Genomic DNA, 18,484 nt, shown 5'->3' on the forward strand with positions numbered 1-18,484 from the left:
TAAAAAGTTGGAGCTGAAAAAATGGATTTGTTAAATTATCAAAATATAAAAAAATGTCCGTATTTTGTTTCAAGTTATAAAAGGCCGGGGAAATACTTTGATATAGAATTAAATGGAGTAAAAATTACAGCCAATTATGATGATTATGATAAAAGACGTAAGGTAATAAGGATATCGAGAGAATCAAGAAAATTAAAACTAAGTCATATATTTCATATAATTAGCGTATATCTTTACTTTAAAAAAAAGGGTAAAGAAGTACGCGGAGTTGAAATAACCTTAGAAAGCAAAATGCATTATTTTTCAGAAAGATGGATTATAAAAAAGCTTCCAACTTTTGAAAAAGAAATAGAAACCTTTAAACGATTAAATGAAAAAAATCCCGGCAATTATTGTAAATTCTGTAAATTAAAAAGCAGATGTCACAAAGAATTGCTTGAAAAAGGCAATCTAAATATAGTGCCAGGTATTTCAAAAAGTTACCTGAATCTTTTAAAGGATCTGGGAATTAATCCTTTAAAAACAGTTGAAAAAAATAGAATTGAGCAGGTTCCTCCGCAGTTCAGGAAACCATTATATAACTTAAAATCATTAATGGAAAATAAACCTATAATAATAAATAAATTTGATATTCCTGAGAAATACATAGTATATGATGTGGAAACTTATAAAGAACTTGATTTTCTTCATGGAATATTATATCAGGGAAAATATAAACCATTTTTAAATGTTCAGAATACAGATGATAACCTTGAAAAATTTTTGAAATTTTTAAAAGGAACAAAAGAGATAATTGTGCATTATGATGTATATGATATAAAAAGATTGCAATTAATTACCAAGAATCGTTCTCATTTATATAAATATCTCGATAAAATTGAAAACAGGTCATATGATTTATATGAAAAGATTCAAAAGAATGTGGCATTACCTGTAACTTCATACTCTTTAAAGGATATCAGTCGTTTCTTTGGATTTAAATGGAGAACAGACCTCAATGGATATGCAATATTTATTGAGTATAAAAACTTTCTGCGTGGAAATAAGGAAAGTCTGGATAAAATAATTACATATAATGAAGATGATTGCAGAGCTACTGAAAAAATAATGAAAAGCTTAAAGGAGCTGATGTAATGAAAAGCGGATTTGTTGCTGTAGCGGGAAAGCCTAATGTTGGGAAATCGACATTAATAAATGCATTAATGAAGAAAAAGGTTGTAATAGTTTCTGATAAACCACAGACTACAAGAAATAGGGTAAACTGTATCTTAAATACTGAAAATGCACAAATAGTATTGGTAGATACTCCGGGTATTCATAAACCCTTGCATAAATTTGGAGAATATATGGTAAAGATAGCGGTTAATGCCTTAAAAAGCCAGGATATGGTTTTATTCCTTGTTGATCCTATTGATCAGGTGAGGGAATCAGATATTAATATAGCTAAAATAATAAAAGAATCAAATATCCCAACAATATTGGTAATAAATAAAATTGATGCAGCAACACCAGAGCAGGTTCAGGAAGCAGAAACAAGAATAAAAGAAGCTTTTGAAGATGCAAAAAATTTAATAGAAATAATAAAAATTTCAGCATTAACAGGTGAAAATCTTGAAGTCCTTATGGATAAGATAATAGAAAATTTACCAGAAGGTCCACAATATTATCCAGAAGATATGGCAACAGACAGACCTCTTGCTTTTATGATTTCTGAATTAATCAGGGAGAAAATCTTCCATTTAACTTCAGAGGAAATTCCACATTCAACAGCTGTTGTTGTTGAGGAAATTACAGATAAAGAGGATCTGGTATATATTAGAGCTGAAATATATGTTGAAAGAAAGTCTCAAAAAGGTATTATAATAGGCCAAAATGGGCGTATGATAAAGAAGATAGGTATGCTTGCAAGGAAGGACATAGAAGCTTTATTAGACGATAAGGTATATCTTGATTTATATGTAAAAGTAAAAGAAAAATGGAGAAAAAAAGACTCGATAATCTTAAACACAATAGGATTAAAAGATGATTTAGAATAATTGTTTATTATATATATTTGACTGGGGGGGAAAATGTGAAAAGAAAGATAATCCTTGACTGTGATCCTGGACACGATGATGCAGTGGCAATATTACTTGCAGGTATTTCAGAAAAAATAGATTTATTGGGAATAGTGTCTGTTGCAGGTAATTCATATGTAGAAAATACTACACGAAATGCATTAATACTTACGGAAATGGGAAAAATAAATGTTCCTGTCTTTCAGGGTTCTGCGAAACCTTTAATAAGAGATCAAATAGTGGCACCGGATATTCATGGAGAAAGTGGTCTGGAAGGAGCAAACCTTCCTTTACCTACAAAAAAGGTTGAAGAGAAAAATTACTTAGAATTTATGGCTGAAAAGGTAAAGGAAAATCCTGGCAAAATAACCTTTGTTGCTGTGGGTCCTTTAACAAATATCGCCAAATTTGCTCTGAATTATCCGGAATTAGTTTCACAGGTAGAAGAACTGGTAATAATGGGTGGAGGAATAGAATTTGGAAATGTGAAACCGCGTGCGGAATTTAATATATATGCGGATCCAGAAGCAGCGCAAATAGTTTTTAATGCTGGTTTTAACCTTACAGTATTTCCACTTGATGTTACACATCAGGCAAAGATACATATGAATGAAATAAAAGAAATGCAAAAATTCAGTTCTGAGATAGTATCAAAGATGGGAATTTTATTGGAATTTTTTCACCAGACATATTATGATGTTTTTAAAATAGAAGGAGCACCTTTACATGATCCATGTACAATAGCTTATTTAATAAAACCGGAGTTATTTGAATTCAAAGAATATTATGCTCAGGTTGAGGTAAAAGGCGAATTGACATATGGAGAAACAGTAGTTGATTACTGGCAATTTGAAAAACCAAATTCAAAGTGGGCATTGAAGGTAAATAGAGAAGAATTTATAAAATTATTATTTGAAGAATTAAAAAAATATTAGTAAATATAATAAAAAACAACAAAAGCCTATATGGCTTTTGTTGTTTTTTATTATTCATATCTTAAAGAATCAACCGGGTTAAGTTTAGAAGCTTTTACAGCAGGAGACACTCCAAAAAATAGGCCTATACTCATAGAAATAAGAACAGTCATTATTATCTGATTAATATCAAAGAACGGAGTAATCTTTATTAATATACCAATACCTTTTGATACGTATAATCCTATAATAAGTCCAATTATTCCAGCCACTGTTGTTAAAAAGATTGATTCTGTTAAAAATTGCATAAGTATATTAGCGTTTGTAGCACCAATAGCTTTTTTTATACCAATTTCACGAGTCCGTTCAGTAACAGAAACGAGCATTATATTCATAATACCTATACCGCCAACAAGCAATGAAATTCCAGCCACAATACCAAAAACAAGATTTAACATATTTGTTATTTCATTAACAGTTCCCAGCATCTCTGTTTGACTGTATATTTCAAAGTATTTTTTATCTTTTATCTTGTTTTTTAGAAAAAATTGAATTTCTGCTTTTGCCTGTTCAATAACTGCTCCATTTTTGGCTTTGGCAAAAAATTCATTTATAGCATTGGTTTTTAAAATTCGTTCAATTAATGTAGTATAAGGTATAAAGATACTATTAGCGACATTGAGGAACATGTTAATGTCTTTTTTCTTTAAAACGCCTACAACTTTTAATTTTATAACTCTGTCTTTAATTTTTAATTTTATATATTTTCCTATTGGGAATTCATGTTTAAACAATTTTTGAGCTATATTTTCTCCTATCATAGCAACCATTAAACGTGCTTTATTATCGGCGTCATTTATTAATCGCCCTTGTAATATTTCCAATTTATATAATTTTATAAAATCATTTGTTGTTCCAAATGTTTGACCAGGAAATTTGTTTTTTCTGTATGATGCTTCTGCAAAACTTGATATATTAGGAGTTATTTCGGAAATATATTGAGAATTTTTTTTGAAAGTCTCTAATTCTTTTATAGTAATTTTTTCTTTAGGAGAATAAGCATATGCGATAATTATATTGGATCCAATGGATTCAATATCTTTTTTTACTGAATATGTAGCTCCATTTCCAAGAGATAATACAACTATAACAGCCATTACACCTATTATTATTCCAAGCATTGATAAAAATGATCGCATTTTATTTCCAAATAATGATCTGAAAGCTTCTTTTATCATTTCTATAATCATTTGAAACTCTCCTTTTGTATTAATCCGTCTTTCAAATAAATATTATGTGTTCCAAGACTTTCTAAATCAGGATCGTGTGTAACAATAATTACAGTCATTCCAGATTTATTGAGATCTTTTAATATATTTATAATATCTTCACCGCTTTTTGAATCCAGATTTCCTGTGGGTTCATCTGCCAGTATATATTGTGGGTCATTTGCAAGTGCTCTTGCAATTGCAACTCTTTGCATTTGTCCTCCAGAAAGTTGCGAGGGTTTATGATGAATTCTATCACCTAATCCAACCATTTCCAATAATTCTTTGGCTTTTTTTCGTCTTTTAGAAGATGGAAGTCCTTTATAAATCATTGGTAATTCAACATTTTCCAATGCAGTAAGTTTTGGTAATAAATTAAATTGTTGAAATACAAAGCCTATTTTTTCTCGCCTGATACGGGCTAATTTTTTTTCTGAAAGATTACTTACATCCATATTGTCTACATATACTTTTCCAGAGGTTGGAGTATCAAGACACCCTATTATATGAAGAGTTGTAGATTTTCCAGAGCCAGAAGGGCCCATAATTATAACAAACTCTCCAGCTTTTATCTTAAAATTAATCCCATCAAGTGCATTTACATTAACTTCTCCCATTTTATAGACCTTTTTAACATCTTTTACTTCAAAAATCACCTTTTCCATTATTTCACCTTCTAAAAAATGGAAAGATTTTTATCTGCAGCTTTAATCATTATTGTATCACCATCTTTTAATCCTTCTTTTACTTCTATAAAATCATCAGTAATTAATCCTATTTTTATTTCTTTCTTTTCAATTTTGGGATTTCCATTTTCATCAACACCATTTTTGATTTTTACATAGGTTTTTTCATTTTCAAAAATTACAGCATCTGATGGAATTTTTATTATATCTGTAAGATTTAACGTTGTAATTTCACCTTCTGCAGTTGCTCCAAAGTAAATCTTTTTGTGTTTATCGCTATTTTTAGTAATGATTTTCGCTTTTATTTTCACTTTATTAGATGAACCTTTTTCAACAGTTCCTGGCGAAATATAGGAAATTACTCCCTCAAAATATTCCCCGGAAAGTCCATTGATTTTTAATTTTATTTTTTGATTTAATTTAATTTTATTATAGTCAAAAATGTCAATATATCCAATAAATTCTAATGTTGAATCATCTGCTATTATGCATAATTTTTGTTGAGAAGGCAAAATATCTCCTTTTCTTACATTTAATCCAAATATTATACCGTTGATAGGAGCTTTTATAAGCGTATTTTCATAATTTAGTTTAGCTTTTTCATAAGATAATTTTTTAATTTTTTCTTCCAATGTATTTGTACCCTTCACTTCTTCATAAGCTAATTGAGCATTTAACATGGAAATCTTATAGTCAAGATCGTCCACTTTCAAAATTTTATCCCCTTTTCTTAGATACTGCCCGTTTTTAGTAAATATTTCCTTTACTTCTCCGCCTATTTTTGAGTATATTATATAAAAATTTTCAGGATATACATATCCGTCTACATTAATAAATTCCGTTAAATCCCCTTTTTTTACAACATATTCTATTTCATTATTTATATTTGAAAAAGCTTTATTTGCATTACAGGATATTAATATCATAATAAGAGCTAAAATAATAGAGATAACAATTATTTTTCTTTTCATCTATTTAATTCCTCCTCAAAAATACTTATAATATCATATCCAAGGACATTATATAATGTAAGTTTATCAAATAACAGTTCAGCTTTTATTCTTTCATATTCAAAATGTGTTTTTAACATATTTATTTTTTCAAGTTTTAATTCATTTAAACTCAAATATCCTTTCTCATATTGTTTTTTTGCAGTTTCATAATTGATTTCAGAAATCTGCTTTTCAAGATCAATACTTTTAAGCTGTAATTCGTCGTTATTTATTTTCTCCTGGATGTTTTTTATTTCGGTGGAAATAGCATTTAATTTGTTCTTATATTTTTTTAATGAAATAATATAATCCATATCCATGCTTTTTTTCGTATTTTGTCGATAGTTGTTATCAAATATATTGTATGAAAAATTTAAAAATATTGTTGTATCTGTTTTATAGCTATTGGTTAAATCGTTTTTATTATAATTCATTAAAATTCCCATATTTATATCAGGAAGATCATAAACAAATTTTCTTTTGAGCTTTGCTTTGTTTTTTTCAACTTCAAGAAGAGCAGCTCTTATATCTTCTCTATTTAATGGAATTTCCGTTATTGTTGAGGGTATAGAGAGTTCAATTAATATAACATCGGGGATATTATATTCTTTAATTTTATTAATAGATATCTGCAGATTATTAATAGATATCTTTTCATTTAAATAATTTTTTTGAAGAGTTAGATATTCTATTTTTCCAATAATGCCTTTTACATACTTTTTTTTAGCCTCATAGAACAATTGTTTCCTTATTTCAAAAGCTTCTTTTTGAAGATTTAATAAATTACTATAATAATTATAATAATAAGCGTTTTTTAAAGTATTTATAAATAGAGAATTTTTTAAATTTTTTAATTCCCATTTTGTGGATAATAATAAAATCTTTTTATCTATATTATTTAAATCATCAAAAGAAAATAATTTTTTAGAAATGCTAACAGAGTAAGAATTATTATTGTTGTTAAAATCAGACGTATATTTGAGGGTTCCAATAATATCAAAACCATAAATTTTCATATTTAAAGATAAAGGAATTTCAAGTTGCTTAAAATTATTGTTGTCGTAAAATCTGCTTGTAAATACACCTTCATTGATACCTATATTTTTTAAGATAGATTCTTCCATTTTTAGATTATTCAAAGCATTATTATAAGAATTTAAAGCCATTAAATATTGAGTATCATTTTCTATTTTTTCAACTATTTTATCAACGAAATTTGCAAATATTGTAAGGGTCAATAATGTCCAGAATAAAATTAAAAAGCTTTTTTTCATAATCTACACCTCATTAATTTAAAGAGATGATTTCTTCAATACAACTCTCAAAATCGCTTCCTTCTAAGGATATAAGATCTATATAAACTGAAACAACTTCATTATATTTTAAGGTTATTTGATTTAATGTGGAAAGATAATCAATCTTTAATTGATTATACTGTGTTTTTTCAATAAGTCCATTTTTTAATTTCATTTCAGCATTTTTTAATTGTAATTTGATATATTCCTGTTGAAGTTTATTTATTCTAATTTCATTCAGCAAACTGTTAAATCTGTTTATTAAGTCATTTATTTGTTTTTCTTTTAAATTTTTAACTTTTAAAAGATTATATTGCCCTTTTTTAAATTCTATTTCTTTCTTTTTTAGTTCAAATCCGCTTAGAATATCTTTTGTGGCATTAAATTCTTCTTCCAGAATTTCATAATTTAGCATTTGCCTTTTTAAATCAATATCATTATTCATTAATGATTTAATATCAAAGTGTTTTTTGGTTATTTTATCCTCATTTACAACAATATTATTTAAATTTATTTGCGAAATTCCACAAAACTTTTTGAATTCATCTATTATATTGTTATATTTTTCATTTATCGTATCATATATGTACTTAGCGTTTTTTAGTTGATATTCAGCATTTAATAATTCTATTTTGCTTATGAGATTTTTATTGTATAATTTTTGAGATTTTTCATAGTTATATTTAGCATTTTCGTAGTTTAATTTTTTAATATTTAAATCTCTTGCAGTTACATCAAGATTGAATAGATAATTTAAAAATCTTTTGTATAAATCCTTTTGTGTATTTAAATAATACCCGGTTTTATCTAAATGCATTATTTCACTTTTTATTAATGCTATAGTACTATCTGCTGTGATTCTGGCATTTTCATATTCCATAAGTTGTTCTTCCCTGCTTAACTCATTTAACAGATAATCCACGTTATTTTCTTTGAAAGAAGAGATATAATCTTTAATTCCTTCTGCATAAACAATAACGGTACCAATTAAAAGTAAAATAACAAAAAACTTTTTCACAATCCCACTCCTTTCATAATGTGAATAAATTCTTTTTTCTCGATATAATATTATATCATTTTTTTCTATGGTTTCAACCATAAAAATAAAATTTAACTGAAAATTAACAAAAAAATTTAAAAATAATCTTGTAATTTACTTTTTATCGTATTATATGAATTTGTCAATATTAGTGTTTTTTAAATAAAGTAAAATTGAAACAGAATAATAAAAAGCCTGATTCATAATGAATCAGGCTTTTTGTTTATTAAACTTATAAATTATTTTTCTGATTTTAATACAGCAAGTGCAAGTGATGCAAGTTTTGACTCGGCTGTGTCAGCTCTTGATACAATAACTATAGGAGCTTTTGCACCTAAAACAAGACCAGCTATTTTACCGTTTGCCAGGTAAACAGCAGCTTTTCCAAGAACATTACCAGCATGAATATCTGGTACAACAAGGATATCTGCATGACCAGCAACATCGCTTTTAATCTTTTTGATTTTTGCTGCCATTTCGCTCAATGCATTGTCCAATGCCAAAGGTCCGTCAACTGTACAGCCTTTAATTTGACCTCTTTTGTTCATTTGTGTGATAATTGCTGCATCCATTGTCTCTGGCATATCTGGATTTACAACTTCAACAGCGGCTAATAATGCAACCTTTGGATTTTCAATTCCCATTGAATGAGCTAATTCAACAGCGTTGTTGATTATAGCAACCTTTTGATCTAATGTAGGTTTTATTATCATTCCACCGTCTGTTACTAATTTTAATGAATCAAGTGCATCTGTTTCAACTATTGCTACATGGCTTAATACGCTTCCTGTTCTAAGACCCCATTCTTTATTTAATACAGCTTTTAATAATTTTGATGTTTTTATTAAACCTTTCATTACAATATCTGCTGCACCTGAAGAAACTAATCTAACTCCCTGTTCTGCGGCTTCTTCTTCTGTTTTTGCGTCGATTATATCGAATTCTTTTCCTAATTCCTTTAAATTTTCTTCAATAATTTCTTTGTTACCAACTAATACAGGTTCTACAAAACCTTCGTCGTATGCGGCAGAAACAGCCTTTAAAGCCTCTTTATCTTCTGCACCAACTACTACAACCCTTTTTTTGTTTACTGTTTTTGCTTTTTCAATAACATCTTTTAAAGTTCTCAACCTGAATTCCCCCTTTATATAAGAGTTTTTATTGATCACCTATTGAAATATTAATTTGAACGGTGGCAGGTTCTAATTCAATATATCTTGCAAGATAGTAAGAATATCCCAGATCAGGATCATTCTCGTAATAAAAAGTAGCATTACTTTTTGCGACACCGATATTATAAATTCCTGGTCCAAGTTTTATTTTATTAAACTTAAAATATCCATCTTTATTGGTAATTGTTGAATATAATACAGTTGAATTATCTGTTGGAAGTATTAAAACAACTCTTCCAGGTTTTGGGGTTGCCAGTTCTCCTAAGTCTGAATTGTCATATACATGTCCTTCTATAGTTCTATAATCTGCTTCGGTATCTGCAACAGTCCATGCCCGTATTATTGGCGAAAACTCTTCAAGCGATGAATTATATGAATTTCCAATATCAAAATCAATGATTAGGTTATAAGTTCTTCCGGCACTTATAGAATCAATATTAACTGTAATATCCATTTCAGTTGATGAAATAGATATGTTCTTTGTTTTATCTTCTTCTACAATTGTTGCCGTTGGTGAAAGAATTACAGAAATTTTAGCGTTTTTTAAGTCTTTTTCGTTAATATTAAATTCTTTGATCTTTTCAAGAGTTCCAGCAAGTGTAAGAAAATTTTTTTCATAATTGCTTAATAATTCAATATTGGTGGAATCAGAGGTTAATTTCATTGATGCGACCTTTAAAGTTGCTTCTGAAATGCTTTCATCTGGTGCATCGGTTAGATAAACAATTATTTTGGTTAATTCTTCTGAGGGTTGAGGTTTTGGTTTAACGCATCCGGTTAATGAGAAAAGGAAAATAATGAGTATCATTGTGGTTATAAATACTTTTTTTAGCAAAATTTTTCACCTCTTTTTATTTTATTTATATAAGACTAAAGATTATTGCTAAAATAAGGATAATTACAATTATGATATTTGCATATTTTGTATAGAATGTAATTTCGTTATTTAATGGAACTGAAAATTGAGCACCTTTATATGTATGTGTTGGTAATGTGTTTATTATTCTTCCGTATTTATCTACTATTCCGGTAATACCGGTATTTGAAACCTGTATAAATGTTCTTCTGTTTTCTGCCGCTCGTAAAACAGATTTGGAAAAATGTTGTAGTAGAGCTGTTTTATGAGAAAACCATCCATCATTACTTATGGCGACTAAGAATTGAGCACCGTTTTTTGTGAAGTTTCTTGAAAGTTCTGGAAAATATGTTTCAAAACAGATTTGAACACTGAATTTTTTGCCATTTAAGTTGAGTATAGAGTATTCATCACCTGGTGTGTAAAAGCTTACTAACTTAAAGAAAGAAAATAAGCTGAAGACGCTTTTATATGGTAGAAACTCTGCAAAAGGCATTAATCTAATTTTGTTATATATATTTTCTATTTCACCATTTTTGTTTATGTATATAGCGCTGTTATAATATTCACGTTTTTCATAATCAACAGTGGGAAAACCCATGAGCCAGTTTTTATCTGATAACTTAATGGCTTCTTTAATGACTTTGAATATTTCATCATTTCTTATGTCTTTTATAAATACAGCTTCTGGCAGGATTAATAGTTCAGAATTATCCTTGCTTTTTTCTATGTATTTTGATATTTCCACATATGATTTCCACATGTCATTTGAGTATTTTACTTCCTGAGGAACATTTGTCTGGAATACACTGATTTTAACGGAATTTTCTGAGGTGTTTATCATAGGTAATTTTTCTGAGATTGTAAAGTTTATTATATATAGTATGCCTATAATAAAAATACCGATTTTAAGTCTTTCGCGTTCAGGTGAAAATGCAATATATGCATTAACGAATAATATTAATATGGTAAGTCCAATACTACCTGTAAAAGGGAGTATTTGTAGAAATCCTGTGTGCATGTAAAGCGCATCGGATAAGTTTGCACCTGTAAATGCAAGGTCTCCAAATTGTTTTAAAATTTCAGCTGCTGCATATGAGAATACAGAAAATAGTATTAAAGATGTTTTGTTTATAACGCGCGATTTTCTGAAATATAATTCTCCTAAAATCCATATAATATAATATGGAATTGTAAGTATTAGAATCATAAGCAGATATGAGAAAAAGCCTATATATCCCGGGAATGTTTTTATTACCTCGGGAATGTTTTTGGTTAAAACAGGTACTTCCCACCATAATGTGGTTACCATTAACGAATAACTATATAAAAAGACTTTTATCAGTCTTTCTAATGTTTTTTTTGAGTTTACAAATGAATATATAAATGGAGCAACAGAAAACCAGACGAGAAATGAAGATAAATTTCCCGGCATTGATAATCCAGTTAAAATTCCTGAAATCAAAGGCAAAATATAGTTCAAAATATCCCTCCTGAAATTATTTCATGTATTCAAAATCTACTACATGGAATGTTGCAAGTCTTTCGTTTTTACTTTTTTTCCATTCTATTTCTATTGGTGCAGCAAATTCTGGTTGTAATCTTCCTTTGTCTACCCAATATTTTGATTCTTTATGGTTAAATATACCAGGATTTACGCTTATTGTTAATTTTATAGGCTTGTTTACAATATAGACTTCATCAATGCTTTTTTCTGAATTTAAGATATCTATAATTTCATTGTATATTTCCTCAGGTGGATATGGTTTTATGTTTATTAAAGCAATATTTTTTGATAAAGGACCTATTATTTTTACATTAGCAATTTCTCTTTTGTAGTTATATTTGTCTAAAATGTCATGTATTATTTCATTTGCAAAAGAAACAGCTCTTCCGTGATAATCCATGTTTATTAATAATTTTAAAAGATGTTTTAATTTACAACCTTCTCTATGGGCATTTTCTCCAACTTTTCTGATTTTAATGTTATATATTTTAATAATTTCCCTTAATTCTTCTTTTGTTAAGCCAATAATGGGTGAATAGAGATTGTTCATTACTTTTATTTCTGTTTTTCCCCATGAGTCCGATTGATTTGCACCTGTTGCAACAAGTTTATCTCCTGCAACAGACTTTACTCCTGACATTTTAAGTTTTCTAGTACATTGATTACAGTTTGGTCCTTTTTTCATTATTTTGTATTGTGCCATGTGCTTGTCAGTAAATATAATTTCAAGATCCAAATCCTCAGCGGTTCTTAAAACAGATTCTATACTTTTTGAATAAGCAAATGGACCAAATAATACGTTTACTAATTTTACGCGGTTTTTCCCCAAAGCTTCTTTTGCTAAAAATGCTGTTACTGTGCTATCCATGCCGCCAGAAAAGGCTACGTATAATATGTCGTCTTTTACTAAATCCTTTATTTCTGCTTTGATCTGTTCAACCTTTTTTTCTATATTTTCTGGAATTTCAAAGATACTTCATCACTCCCTATTTCCAATATTGCATAACTGTTTTCACAAAATGCACCTGGATTTATGCATCTAATATTATTTATTATTCTGTCATCAGGTCTGTGCGTATGTCCGTATATCATAATATCAATATTGCTGAATCTTTTTATAAGACGCTCAGGGTCTCCCCATCCTGCCTGATGTCCGTGTATAATTCCAATTTTTTTGCCTTCAATATTTATAATACGTTTTTCAGGTAATGAATATTTTACATCATAATAATCTGCATTTCCATATACGCCAATAAACTCAGGTGACTGAGCTTTAAAATAAAAAATAACCTCTTCTTCTATAAAATCACCTGAGGCTATAATATAATCATATTTTGAATAATCAATTTTTTCCAATTGCAAATACGTGCTGCGTGTTGGAATATGAATATCTGAAATTAAGAGTATTTTTTTCATATATATCACCCACTTTTATTATACCAGATTTTTTATAAACTTCTTATTAAATTTCTATTGTTCAATGAGAAAATAGAATACAGTATGCAAAAATTTTCTTTTTATCACTTGATTAAATTCGATTTTTACAGTATAATATATAAGGAAGTCTTGCACCTGTAGCTCAATTGGATAGAGCGTCGGACTTCGGATCCGCAGGTTGGGGGTTCGAATCCCTCCAGGTGCGCCATTACACGCCAATAATCGCAGAAATAGTATTAAAAAAAGGGAGGTAAGATTTATGGCAGAAGTAGAAGTATTAAAAGTTGCTGCAAACTCAAAACCTATTGCTATCGCTGGCGCATTAGCTGCAATTATAAGGGAAAAGGGGAAAGCTGAAATCCAGGCTATTGGAGCAGGTGCTGTTAATCAGGCTGTAAAAGCAGTTGCTATTGCACGTGGTTATGTAGCACCAAGCGGGATTGATCTTGTATGTATTCCAGCATTTGTTGATGTAAAAATCGATTCAGAAGAAAGAACAGCTATAAAGTTCGTTGTTCAACCAAGAAAATAAAAAGGGCTTAACGCCCTTTTTATTTTTTTTATATTGTATTATAAGCACTTTCTATTATTTTATTTTTTATTGTTAAAAGTTCTTTTATGTCATATATTATAAAATCTGCATCTTTTACTTCTTCCAGTGCATAGCCATATGTACAACCCACAGATAATATTCCATTCTTCTTTGCTGCATCTACGTCTTTATGTCTATCTCCAATCATAACAAAATCTTTCTTCCCGTTGGTTATTAGTTTTAATACATAATCCTTTTCTGCCCAGTTATACATTTCAGAACAATGTGGGAAATCTATGTATTTATTTAATTCTTTTTCCAACAATGCGTTTAAATATTTTTTGTTGCAATTGGAAAGTATATATAATGTGTGATTTTCGTTTTTTAATGTTTTTAGTACTTCGATTGCGCCGTCAAAAAAGATTTCATTTTTAGGAAGTTTTTCTATTATTTCAATTTCGTATTTATCAAGCAATTTTATGGCTTTTTCTATAATTTCGGGGTCTTTTGTGTTTAAAAGACCATAAAAGATGTCATCTATTGTATAACCTATGTATTGTAAGATTTCTTCTTTTTCAATGTTAGGATTATATCCAAGATCTTTTAATAATTGTCTTATTGCAGGTATTGCAATGTTTTCTGTATTGATTAATGTTCCATCGAGGTCAAATATAAAATTCACTTTTTCACCGCCATTTTAGTAACTCATTATATTTTCTTTTAATTTTAATTCTATGAATCCTTTATCTTTAATCACTCCAAATAATTCGATATAATCCCCAAAAACCTTTTTCTCAATATTATTTAAATTGGATTTTATATTTTCAAGGTTTACAGAATATCCGGTTATTTTGATTTTGAATTTTTTAGTTGTAGTAGAGCTGTTTGTTAGATTTATCCTGTATGTTTTTTCAATGTAATCTTTTGTTCTGTATTCATTTAAAAGTATTATATCGGCTTTTACATTCCAGCCTTTTCCAAGATTTATTTCAGCATAGTCATTTATGGAAGTTTTTGTAAGCTTTGAAACTTTGTTTATAAATTCTGTTTTTCCATTTTTTGTGTATATTCTAAAATCTCCTGAAATAAGAGGAACACCTAAACCGTTTTCTTTTGAATTTAAGAACCTTCTTAAAACATCGAGGTATCTATTTTTTATTGAACCAGAATAAAAATCAAATGTGAGATACTGTATGTCTTCGTATTTCTTTATTTTACCAAGTGAAACTACTTTATTGAAATCTCCATTAAAAGGCAATATTTTTCCAATGTTTATTATTGTGGATTCATTAATTAATTGAGGTATATCATAGTTTTCTACAGGTCTTTCCATTGCAAGTGATTTTGAGTAATAATTTTCTTTAATTTGTGGTTTTGAAGTTTGTGTAAAGTTTTCATTTATTAGTATTGTATCGTATTCCTGGTTTAATCTTCCGGATATTTTATATGTTGCATATAATGTTCCGTCATCTTTCATATCATATACTATATCCCATTTCATAGGGGTGGATATTAATATTAATCCTTTAATCTTTTTTGCAGTTAGAATTTTATTATTAAAGAGTTTATTGAGATTTTCTTTTTCTGTTTTACACCACATTTTTAGATTATTATCAAAGTAATAGATAAATGCCGGATTAAATGTATCTTCTATTATAAGAGGATTTTGGTTTAATATTTTTACCCTGCCATTTATAGCTTCATGAAGTTTTTCATTGTTTCCTATTATTCTAAAAGCTACGTCCTCAGGAGCCGGGAAGGATATACTGTAATATTCGGCATTTTCTATGAAGATTACAGATTGGTCTTTTTCCAGAGAAAACTTAAAATTTTCTGTCCATGGCAATTCTTTGCTTATAATTCCAGTATTTCTAAATATCAGTAATTTATCTCCAAAAACTGAAAATGCAAACAGAATTAACAATGATAAAATTAAAATTTTTTTCATTTTTTGTTTTCCCCCTTTAAATAAAGATATTTTTCTAAAGCTTTTCGTGCTATTGGAGCAGCCACTGCGGAACCGTAGCCACCATTTTCAATAAAGGATACAATGGATACTTCTGGCGAGTTTGCAGGCATAAATCCGGCAAACCATGAATGAGGCGATTTTCCTCCCATTACTTCTGCTGTTCCAGTTTTACCAGCAACTAATTCTTTGAAGTCCTTAAAAACATGATATGCCGTTCCGCCGTTTGAACTATCACCGGGATATGTTGTAACTTCAACTAATCCCTTTAATATATTAAAATAATTAAATTCATTTATTGGATGATAAAAATCAAGATGCTTTTCAAAATTTTTAAAATTTCCTGTTATATTTGTTATATATTTGTCCATTACATGAAATCTATAGTATTTTCCCTGTGTGCTTAATATATTATATAATCGCAAAATACTTATTGGAGTAAATTGCATATATCCCTGACCTATTGAAGTTAAAACAGTTTCCCCAATATACCAGTCCTGATGGAATTTTTCCTGTTTCCATGTTCTACTTGGAAATATTGAATTGACTTCTCCTGTTAAATCTATATTTGTTTTTTTGGATAATTTAAATGCACTGGCGTATGAACTCATTGTATCAATACCGAGTTTTAGACCAAGTTCATAATAATATAAATTACATGATACACGTAAGGATTTTACAAGGTTTGTTATACCATGACCAAATATATTCCAATCATAATATTCAGCTATAATTTTTCCTGAAGAATTTTTTAGTTCAAACTTTCCATCACACATTATTGTGGATTCCGGAGAAATTCCCTCTTCCAATCCAACCAGCGCAAAAAAAGGTTTTATAACAGAACCCGGAGCATAAGTGGTAGAAATAGCCCTGTTAACCAATGGTTGCTTTGTGTCGTATAAAATTTTCTTCCATTCCCTTATTGTTAGTCCTGAAGAGAATAGATTGGGTTCTACAGAAGGATAACTTACTAACGCCAGAATATCCCCATTATTTGGGTTTGACATTATTACTGCGCCGGGTTTTTTATATTTTTCTATTTCATCATATATAAACTTTTGAAGTCTATAATCAATAGTAAGATATATATCTTTTCCTTTTATAGGCGATACTTCTTCGAGAACTTTTTTTACACGACCGCCTGGGGTTATTTTAGCTATTTGATATCCGGGTTTTCCTTCAAGAATATCATTATAAACTTTTTCTATTCCATATAATGGTTTTCCATCTGAGTTTACATAACCAACAATAGGATATATAGATTTGTCTTTATATTTCCTTACGTATTTTTCAGATATTCTAAAACCTTTAAGATTATTTAGTGTTTTAATACCAGCAGGTGTTAATTTTACAGTAATCTTTTTTTGAAATAGCAGTTTATCAATATATGTTTCAGGAGAATCACTGATTTCTGAGAATACTTTTCTTAATTTTTCATATGTTTCTTCAGAAAATGATTCATTGAAATTTTCAATTACATACTCCTTTTCATTCCAGGCCAATAAGATTCCGTTTTTATCGTATATATTTCCTCTAATTGCGTTGAGAGTGATAATTCTTGTACTTAGTTCATCAACATCACGGGCATATTTTTTATGGTTTATTATTTGCAAATATCCACTTCTCATTATTAAAAAAGCAAAGGAGATAAATATTACATAGATTATACTTCTAAAGCGTGATTCTTTCATTTTTTCCAACCCTTCCGGTTATAATAAAATGGGCTATGGCTATTAGTATATAAGAGATTATAAGTGTATAGAAATTTTTGTTTAATAATGCCAGAAAAAATAGAGGAGGAAGTGTGCTTATTATACTTCTAAAAAAACTTTTTTCTAAAAATTCCAAGAGTTTTCCAGAAGCAATTGTGATTAAAAAGAATACAATTGTCATTCCTCCAATATCATATTTGGAGGAAAAGTATATTATTGAGTATAAAAATGAGAAGAATATCAGCTTTTCGGGTTTTGTATATTGAACAATTAAAAAAACTATACCAAAGGTAAAGAAAAGTATGTCTCCAAACCATCTATCCCAGGAAACGGAAATTAATGTCATTAGTGTTATATATAAAATATCCATTATTCCACCTCTAATTCTGAAAATAGGAATATATCCGCTTGTGGAATGTCATTTTTAAAGAAATAAGAAGTATTTGATTTTATATATGCGGTCCCTTTAATATAAACTTTTGATTGAAGCCAGTTTTTATATGAAATTAAAATCTTATAATTTTTGCCATTTTCAAAAAGTTTTATGCCTTCTGGAATATGAATAATAAGATTTCCATTTCCTGTTTCCTTTATTAAAATATCGTATCCATCATATCTTCCGAAAAATTCTCTTTTTCCCCAGCCGAGCTTTTGAACAACAATTTCACCTCTTAAATTTTCTTCCACAAATCCTGAAATAATATTTTCTTTTGAAAAACATATACTGTTTTTTCTGACGTTTTTTGAACTTTTTATATATATATATCGTTCATCTTCATTTATATATATTCCAGGCGTTAAAGATAAAGATATGTTAGTTTCTTTAGTTTTTATGGAATAGCTTTTCGTGGATTCTACTATTTTATTTTCTAAAATATTTAAATAATCTCTATTTTTTATAGTTAAAAGATAATTATTTCGCAGGTCAACAAAAACAATATCCAGAGGGTAATTTACTCTGGATATAATAAAATTTATATGAGGGTATATAGTTGATATAACAGATAAAAGTATTAAAGAAATTAAGTAATACAAAAACTTTCTATTCATA

Annotated in this window: 19 protein-coding genes and 1 tRNA gene; 5 read left to right on the top strand and 15 right to left on the bottom strand. The window is 28.5% G+C overall.

The window, feature by feature from the left end; translation table 11 throughout:
• Nucleotides 1–21: 21 nt before the first annotated feature.
• From XO11_RS06740 to XO11_RS06750, 3 genes are read left to right on the top strand one after another with little or no spacing between them, the layout of a single operon-like run.
• Complete coding sequence (locus tag XO11_RS06740; protein ID WP_014296856.1) at nucleotides 22–1,134, top strand: TM0106 family RecB-like putative nuclease; 1,113 nt, start codon at nucleotides 22–24, stop codon at nucleotides 1,132–1,134.
• Nucleotides 1,134–2,036, top strand: coding sequence for a GTPase Era (gene era / locus XO11_RS06745; protein WP_075780637.1), 903 nt, complete (start codon nucleotides 1,134–1,136; stop codon nucleotides 2,034–2,036). The genes XO11_RS06740 and era overlap by 1 nt, the downstream gene beginning before the upstream one ends.
• Before the next feature lie 35 nt (nucleotides 2,037–2,071).
• The gene (locus XO11_RS06750) at nucleotides 2,072–2,992 is read left to right on the top strand and encodes a nucleoside hydrolase (RefSeq protein ID WP_014296858.1); all 921 of its coding nucleotides are present in this window, start codon (nucleotides 2,072–2,074) and stop codon (nucleotides 2,990–2,992) included.
• Between the two features lie 50 nt (nucleotides 2,993–3,042).
• On the opposite strand, the gene XO11_RS06755 is transcribed toward XO11_RS06750, so the two are convergent.
• The 10 genes from XO11_RS06755 to XO11_RS06800 form a co-directional block, all read right to left on the bottom strand.
• The gene (locus tag XO11_RS06755) at nucleotides 3,043–4,221 is read right to left on the bottom strand and encodes an ABC transporter permease (RefSeq protein ID WP_014296859.1); all 1,179 of its coding nucleotides are present in this window, start codon (nucleotides 4,219–4,221) and stop codon (nucleotides 3,043–3,045) included.
• The gene (locus XO11_RS06760) at nucleotides 4,218–4,904 is read right to left on the bottom strand and encodes an ABC transporter ATP-binding protein (RefSeq protein WP_014296860.1); all 687 of its coding nucleotides are present in this window, start codon (nucleotides 4,902–4,904) and stop codon (nucleotides 4,218–4,220) included. The genes XO11_RS06755 and XO11_RS06760 overlap by 4 nt, the downstream gene beginning before the upstream one ends.
• Before the next feature lie 11 nt (nucleotides 4,905–4,915).
• Nucleotides 4,916–5,896, bottom strand: coding sequence for an efflux RND transporter periplasmic adaptor subunit (locus XO11_RS06765; protein WP_175418402.1), 981 nt, complete (start codon nucleotides 5,894–5,896; stop codon nucleotides 4,916–4,918).
• Entirely contained in the window at nucleotides 5,893–7,191 is a 1,299-nt protein-coding gene (locus tag XO11_RS06770) for a TolC family protein (RefSeq protein WP_175418403.1), read from the bottom strand. Before XO11_RS06770 ends, XO11_RS06765 begins: the two co-directional genes overlap by 4 nt.
• A 13-nt stretch (nucleotides 7,192–7,204) precedes the next feature.
• On the bottom strand, nucleotides 7,205–8,230 hold the full coding sequence (locus XO11_RS06775) for a hypothetical protein (protein ID WP_014296863.1): 1,026 nt from the start codon (nucleotides 8,228–8,230) through the stop codon (nucleotides 7,205–7,207).
• Between the two features lie 260 nt (nucleotides 8,231–8,490).
• A complete protein-coding gene (locus tag XO11_RS06780) occupies nucleotides 8,491–9,381 on the bottom strand; it encodes a bifunctional enoyl-CoA hydratase/phosphate acetyltransferase (protein WP_014296864.1) in 891 nt (296 codons plus the stop codon).
• A gap of 28 nt (nucleotides 9,382–9,409) precedes the next feature.
• A complete protein-coding gene (locus XO11_RS06785; protein WP_175418404.1) occupies nucleotides 9,410–10,258 on the bottom strand; it encodes a carboxypeptidase-like regulatory domain-containing protein in 849 nt (282 codons plus the stop codon).
• Between the two features lie 25 nt (nucleotides 10,259–10,283).
• Nucleotides 10,284–11,762 carry an apolipoprotein N-acyltransferase gene (gene lnt / locus XO11_RS06790; RefSeq protein ID WP_014296866.1) on the bottom strand — a complete coding sequence of 493 codons (1,479 nt, stop codon included), beginning with the start codon at nucleotides 11,760–11,762 and terminating at the stop codon, nucleotides 10,284–10,286.
• Nucleotides 11,763–11,778: 16 nt separating this feature from the next.
• Nucleotides 11,779–12,759 (bottom strand): ExsB family protein, encoded by a 981-nt coding sequence (locus XO11_RS06795; protein ID WP_368494359.1) that lies wholly within the window; start codon nucleotides 12,757–12,759, stop codon nucleotides 11,779–11,781.
• Nucleotides 12,735–13,202, bottom strand: coding sequence for a metallophosphoesterase (locus XO11_RS06800; protein WP_014296868.1), 468 nt, complete (start codon nucleotides 13,200–13,202; stop codon nucleotides 12,735–12,737). Before XO11_RS06800 ends, XO11_RS06795 begins: the two co-directional genes overlap by 25 nt.
• A 152-nt stretch (nucleotides 13,203–13,354) precedes the next feature.
• Here XO11_RS06800 and XO11_RS06805 point away from each other — a divergent pair.
• Nucleotides 13,355–13,431, top strand: a tRNA-Arg gene (locus tag XO11_RS06805).
• 51 nt (nucleotides 13,432–13,482) lie between these two features.
• Nucleotides 13,483–13,755 (top strand): stage V sporulation protein S, encoded by a 273-nt coding sequence (locus XO11_RS06810; RefSeq protein ID WP_014296869.1) that lies wholly within the window; start codon nucleotides 13,483–13,485, stop codon nucleotides 13,753–13,755.
• 28 nt (nucleotides 13,756–13,783) lie between these two features.
• On the opposite strand, the gene XO11_RS06815 is transcribed toward XO11_RS06810, so the two are convergent.
• From XO11_RS06815 to XO11_RS06835, 5 genes are read right to left on the bottom strand one after another with little or no spacing between them, the layout of a single operon-like run.
• Nucleotides 13,784–14,437, bottom strand: coding sequence for an HAD family hydrolase (locus XO11_RS06815; RefSeq protein ID WP_014296870.1), 654 nt, complete (start codon nucleotides 14,435–14,437; stop codon nucleotides 13,784–13,786).
• Nucleotides 14,438–14,452: 15 nt separating this feature from the next.
• Nucleotides 14,453–15,703, bottom strand: coding sequence for a hypothetical protein (locus XO11_RS06820; RefSeq protein WP_175418405.1), 1,251 nt, complete (start codon nucleotides 15,701–15,703; stop codon nucleotides 14,453–14,455).
• Nucleotides 15,700–17,412, bottom strand: coding sequence for a penicillin-binding transpeptidase domain-containing protein (locus XO11_RS06825; protein ID WP_014296872.1), 1,713 nt, complete (start codon nucleotides 17,410–17,412; stop codon nucleotides 15,700–15,702). The genes XO11_RS06820 and XO11_RS06825 overlap by 4 nt, the downstream gene beginning before the upstream one ends.
• Nucleotides 17,393–17,803: a hypothetical protein gene (locus XO11_RS06830; protein WP_075780642.1), complete on the bottom strand. Its 411-nt coding sequence runs from the start codon at nucleotides 17,801–17,803 to the stop codon at nucleotides 17,393–17,395. The genes XO11_RS06825 and XO11_RS06830 overlap by 20 nt, the downstream gene beginning before the upstream one ends.
• Complete coding sequence (locus XO11_RS06835) at nucleotides 17,803–18,483, bottom strand: hypothetical protein (RefSeq protein WP_014296874.1); 681 nt, start codon at nucleotides 18,481–18,483, stop codon at nucleotides 17,803–17,805. Before XO11_RS06835 ends, XO11_RS06830 begins: the two co-directional genes overlap by 1 nt.
• Nucleotide 18,484 lies beyond the last annotated feature (1 nt).

This window comes from Marinitoga sp. 1138 (assembly GCF_013363265.1).
Lineage (GTDB): Bacteria > Thermotogota > Thermotogae > Petrotogales > Petrotogaceae > Marinitoga > Marinitoga piezophila.

Coding starts and splice junctions, on each gene's coding strand:
- XO11_RS06740 (WP_014296856.1), top strand. CDS start 22: ATGGATTTGTTAAATTATCAAAATATAAAAAAATGTCCGTATTTTGTT.
- era (WP_075780637.1), top strand. CDS start 1,134: ATGAAAAGCGGATTTGTTGCTGTAGCGGGAAAGCCTAATGTTGGGAAA.
- XO11_RS06755 (WP_014296859.1), bottom strand. CDS start 4,221: ATGATTATAGAAATGATAAAAGAAGCTTTCAGATCATTATTTGGAAAT.
- XO11_RS06760 (WP_014296860.1), bottom strand. CDS start 4,904: ATGGAAAAGGTGATTTTTGAAGTAAAAGATGTTAAAAAGGTCTATAAA.
- XO11_RS06765 (WP_175418402.1), bottom strand. CDS start 5,896: ATGAAAAGAAAAATAATTGTTATCTCTATTATTTTAGCTCTTATTATG.
- XO11_RS06770 (WP_175418403.1), bottom strand. CDS start 7,191: ATGAAAAAAAGCTTTTTAATTTTATTCTGGACATTATTGACCCTTACA.
- XO11_RS06800 (WP_014296868.1), bottom strand. CDS start 13,202: ATGAAAAAAATACTCTTAATTTCAGATATTCATATTCCAACACGCAGC.
- XO11_RS06810 (WP_014296869.1), top strand. CDS start 13,483: ATGGCAGAAGTAGAAGTATTAAAAGTTGCTGCAAACTCAAAACCTATT.
- XO11_RS06820 (WP_175418405.1), bottom strand. CDS start 15,703: ATGAAAAAAATTTTAATTTTATCATTGTTAATTCTGTTTGCATTTTCA.
- XO11_RS06825 (WP_014296872.1), bottom strand. CDS start 17,412: ATGAAAGAATCACGCTTTAGAAGTATAATCTATGTAATATTTATCTCC.
- XO11_RS06830 (WP_075780642.1), bottom strand. CDS start 17,803: ATGGATATTTTATATATAACACTAATGACATTAATTTCCGTTTCCTGG.
- XO11_RS06835 (WP_014296874.1), bottom strand. CDS start 18,483: ATGAATAGAAAGTTTTTGTATTACTTAATTTCTTTAATACTTTTATCT.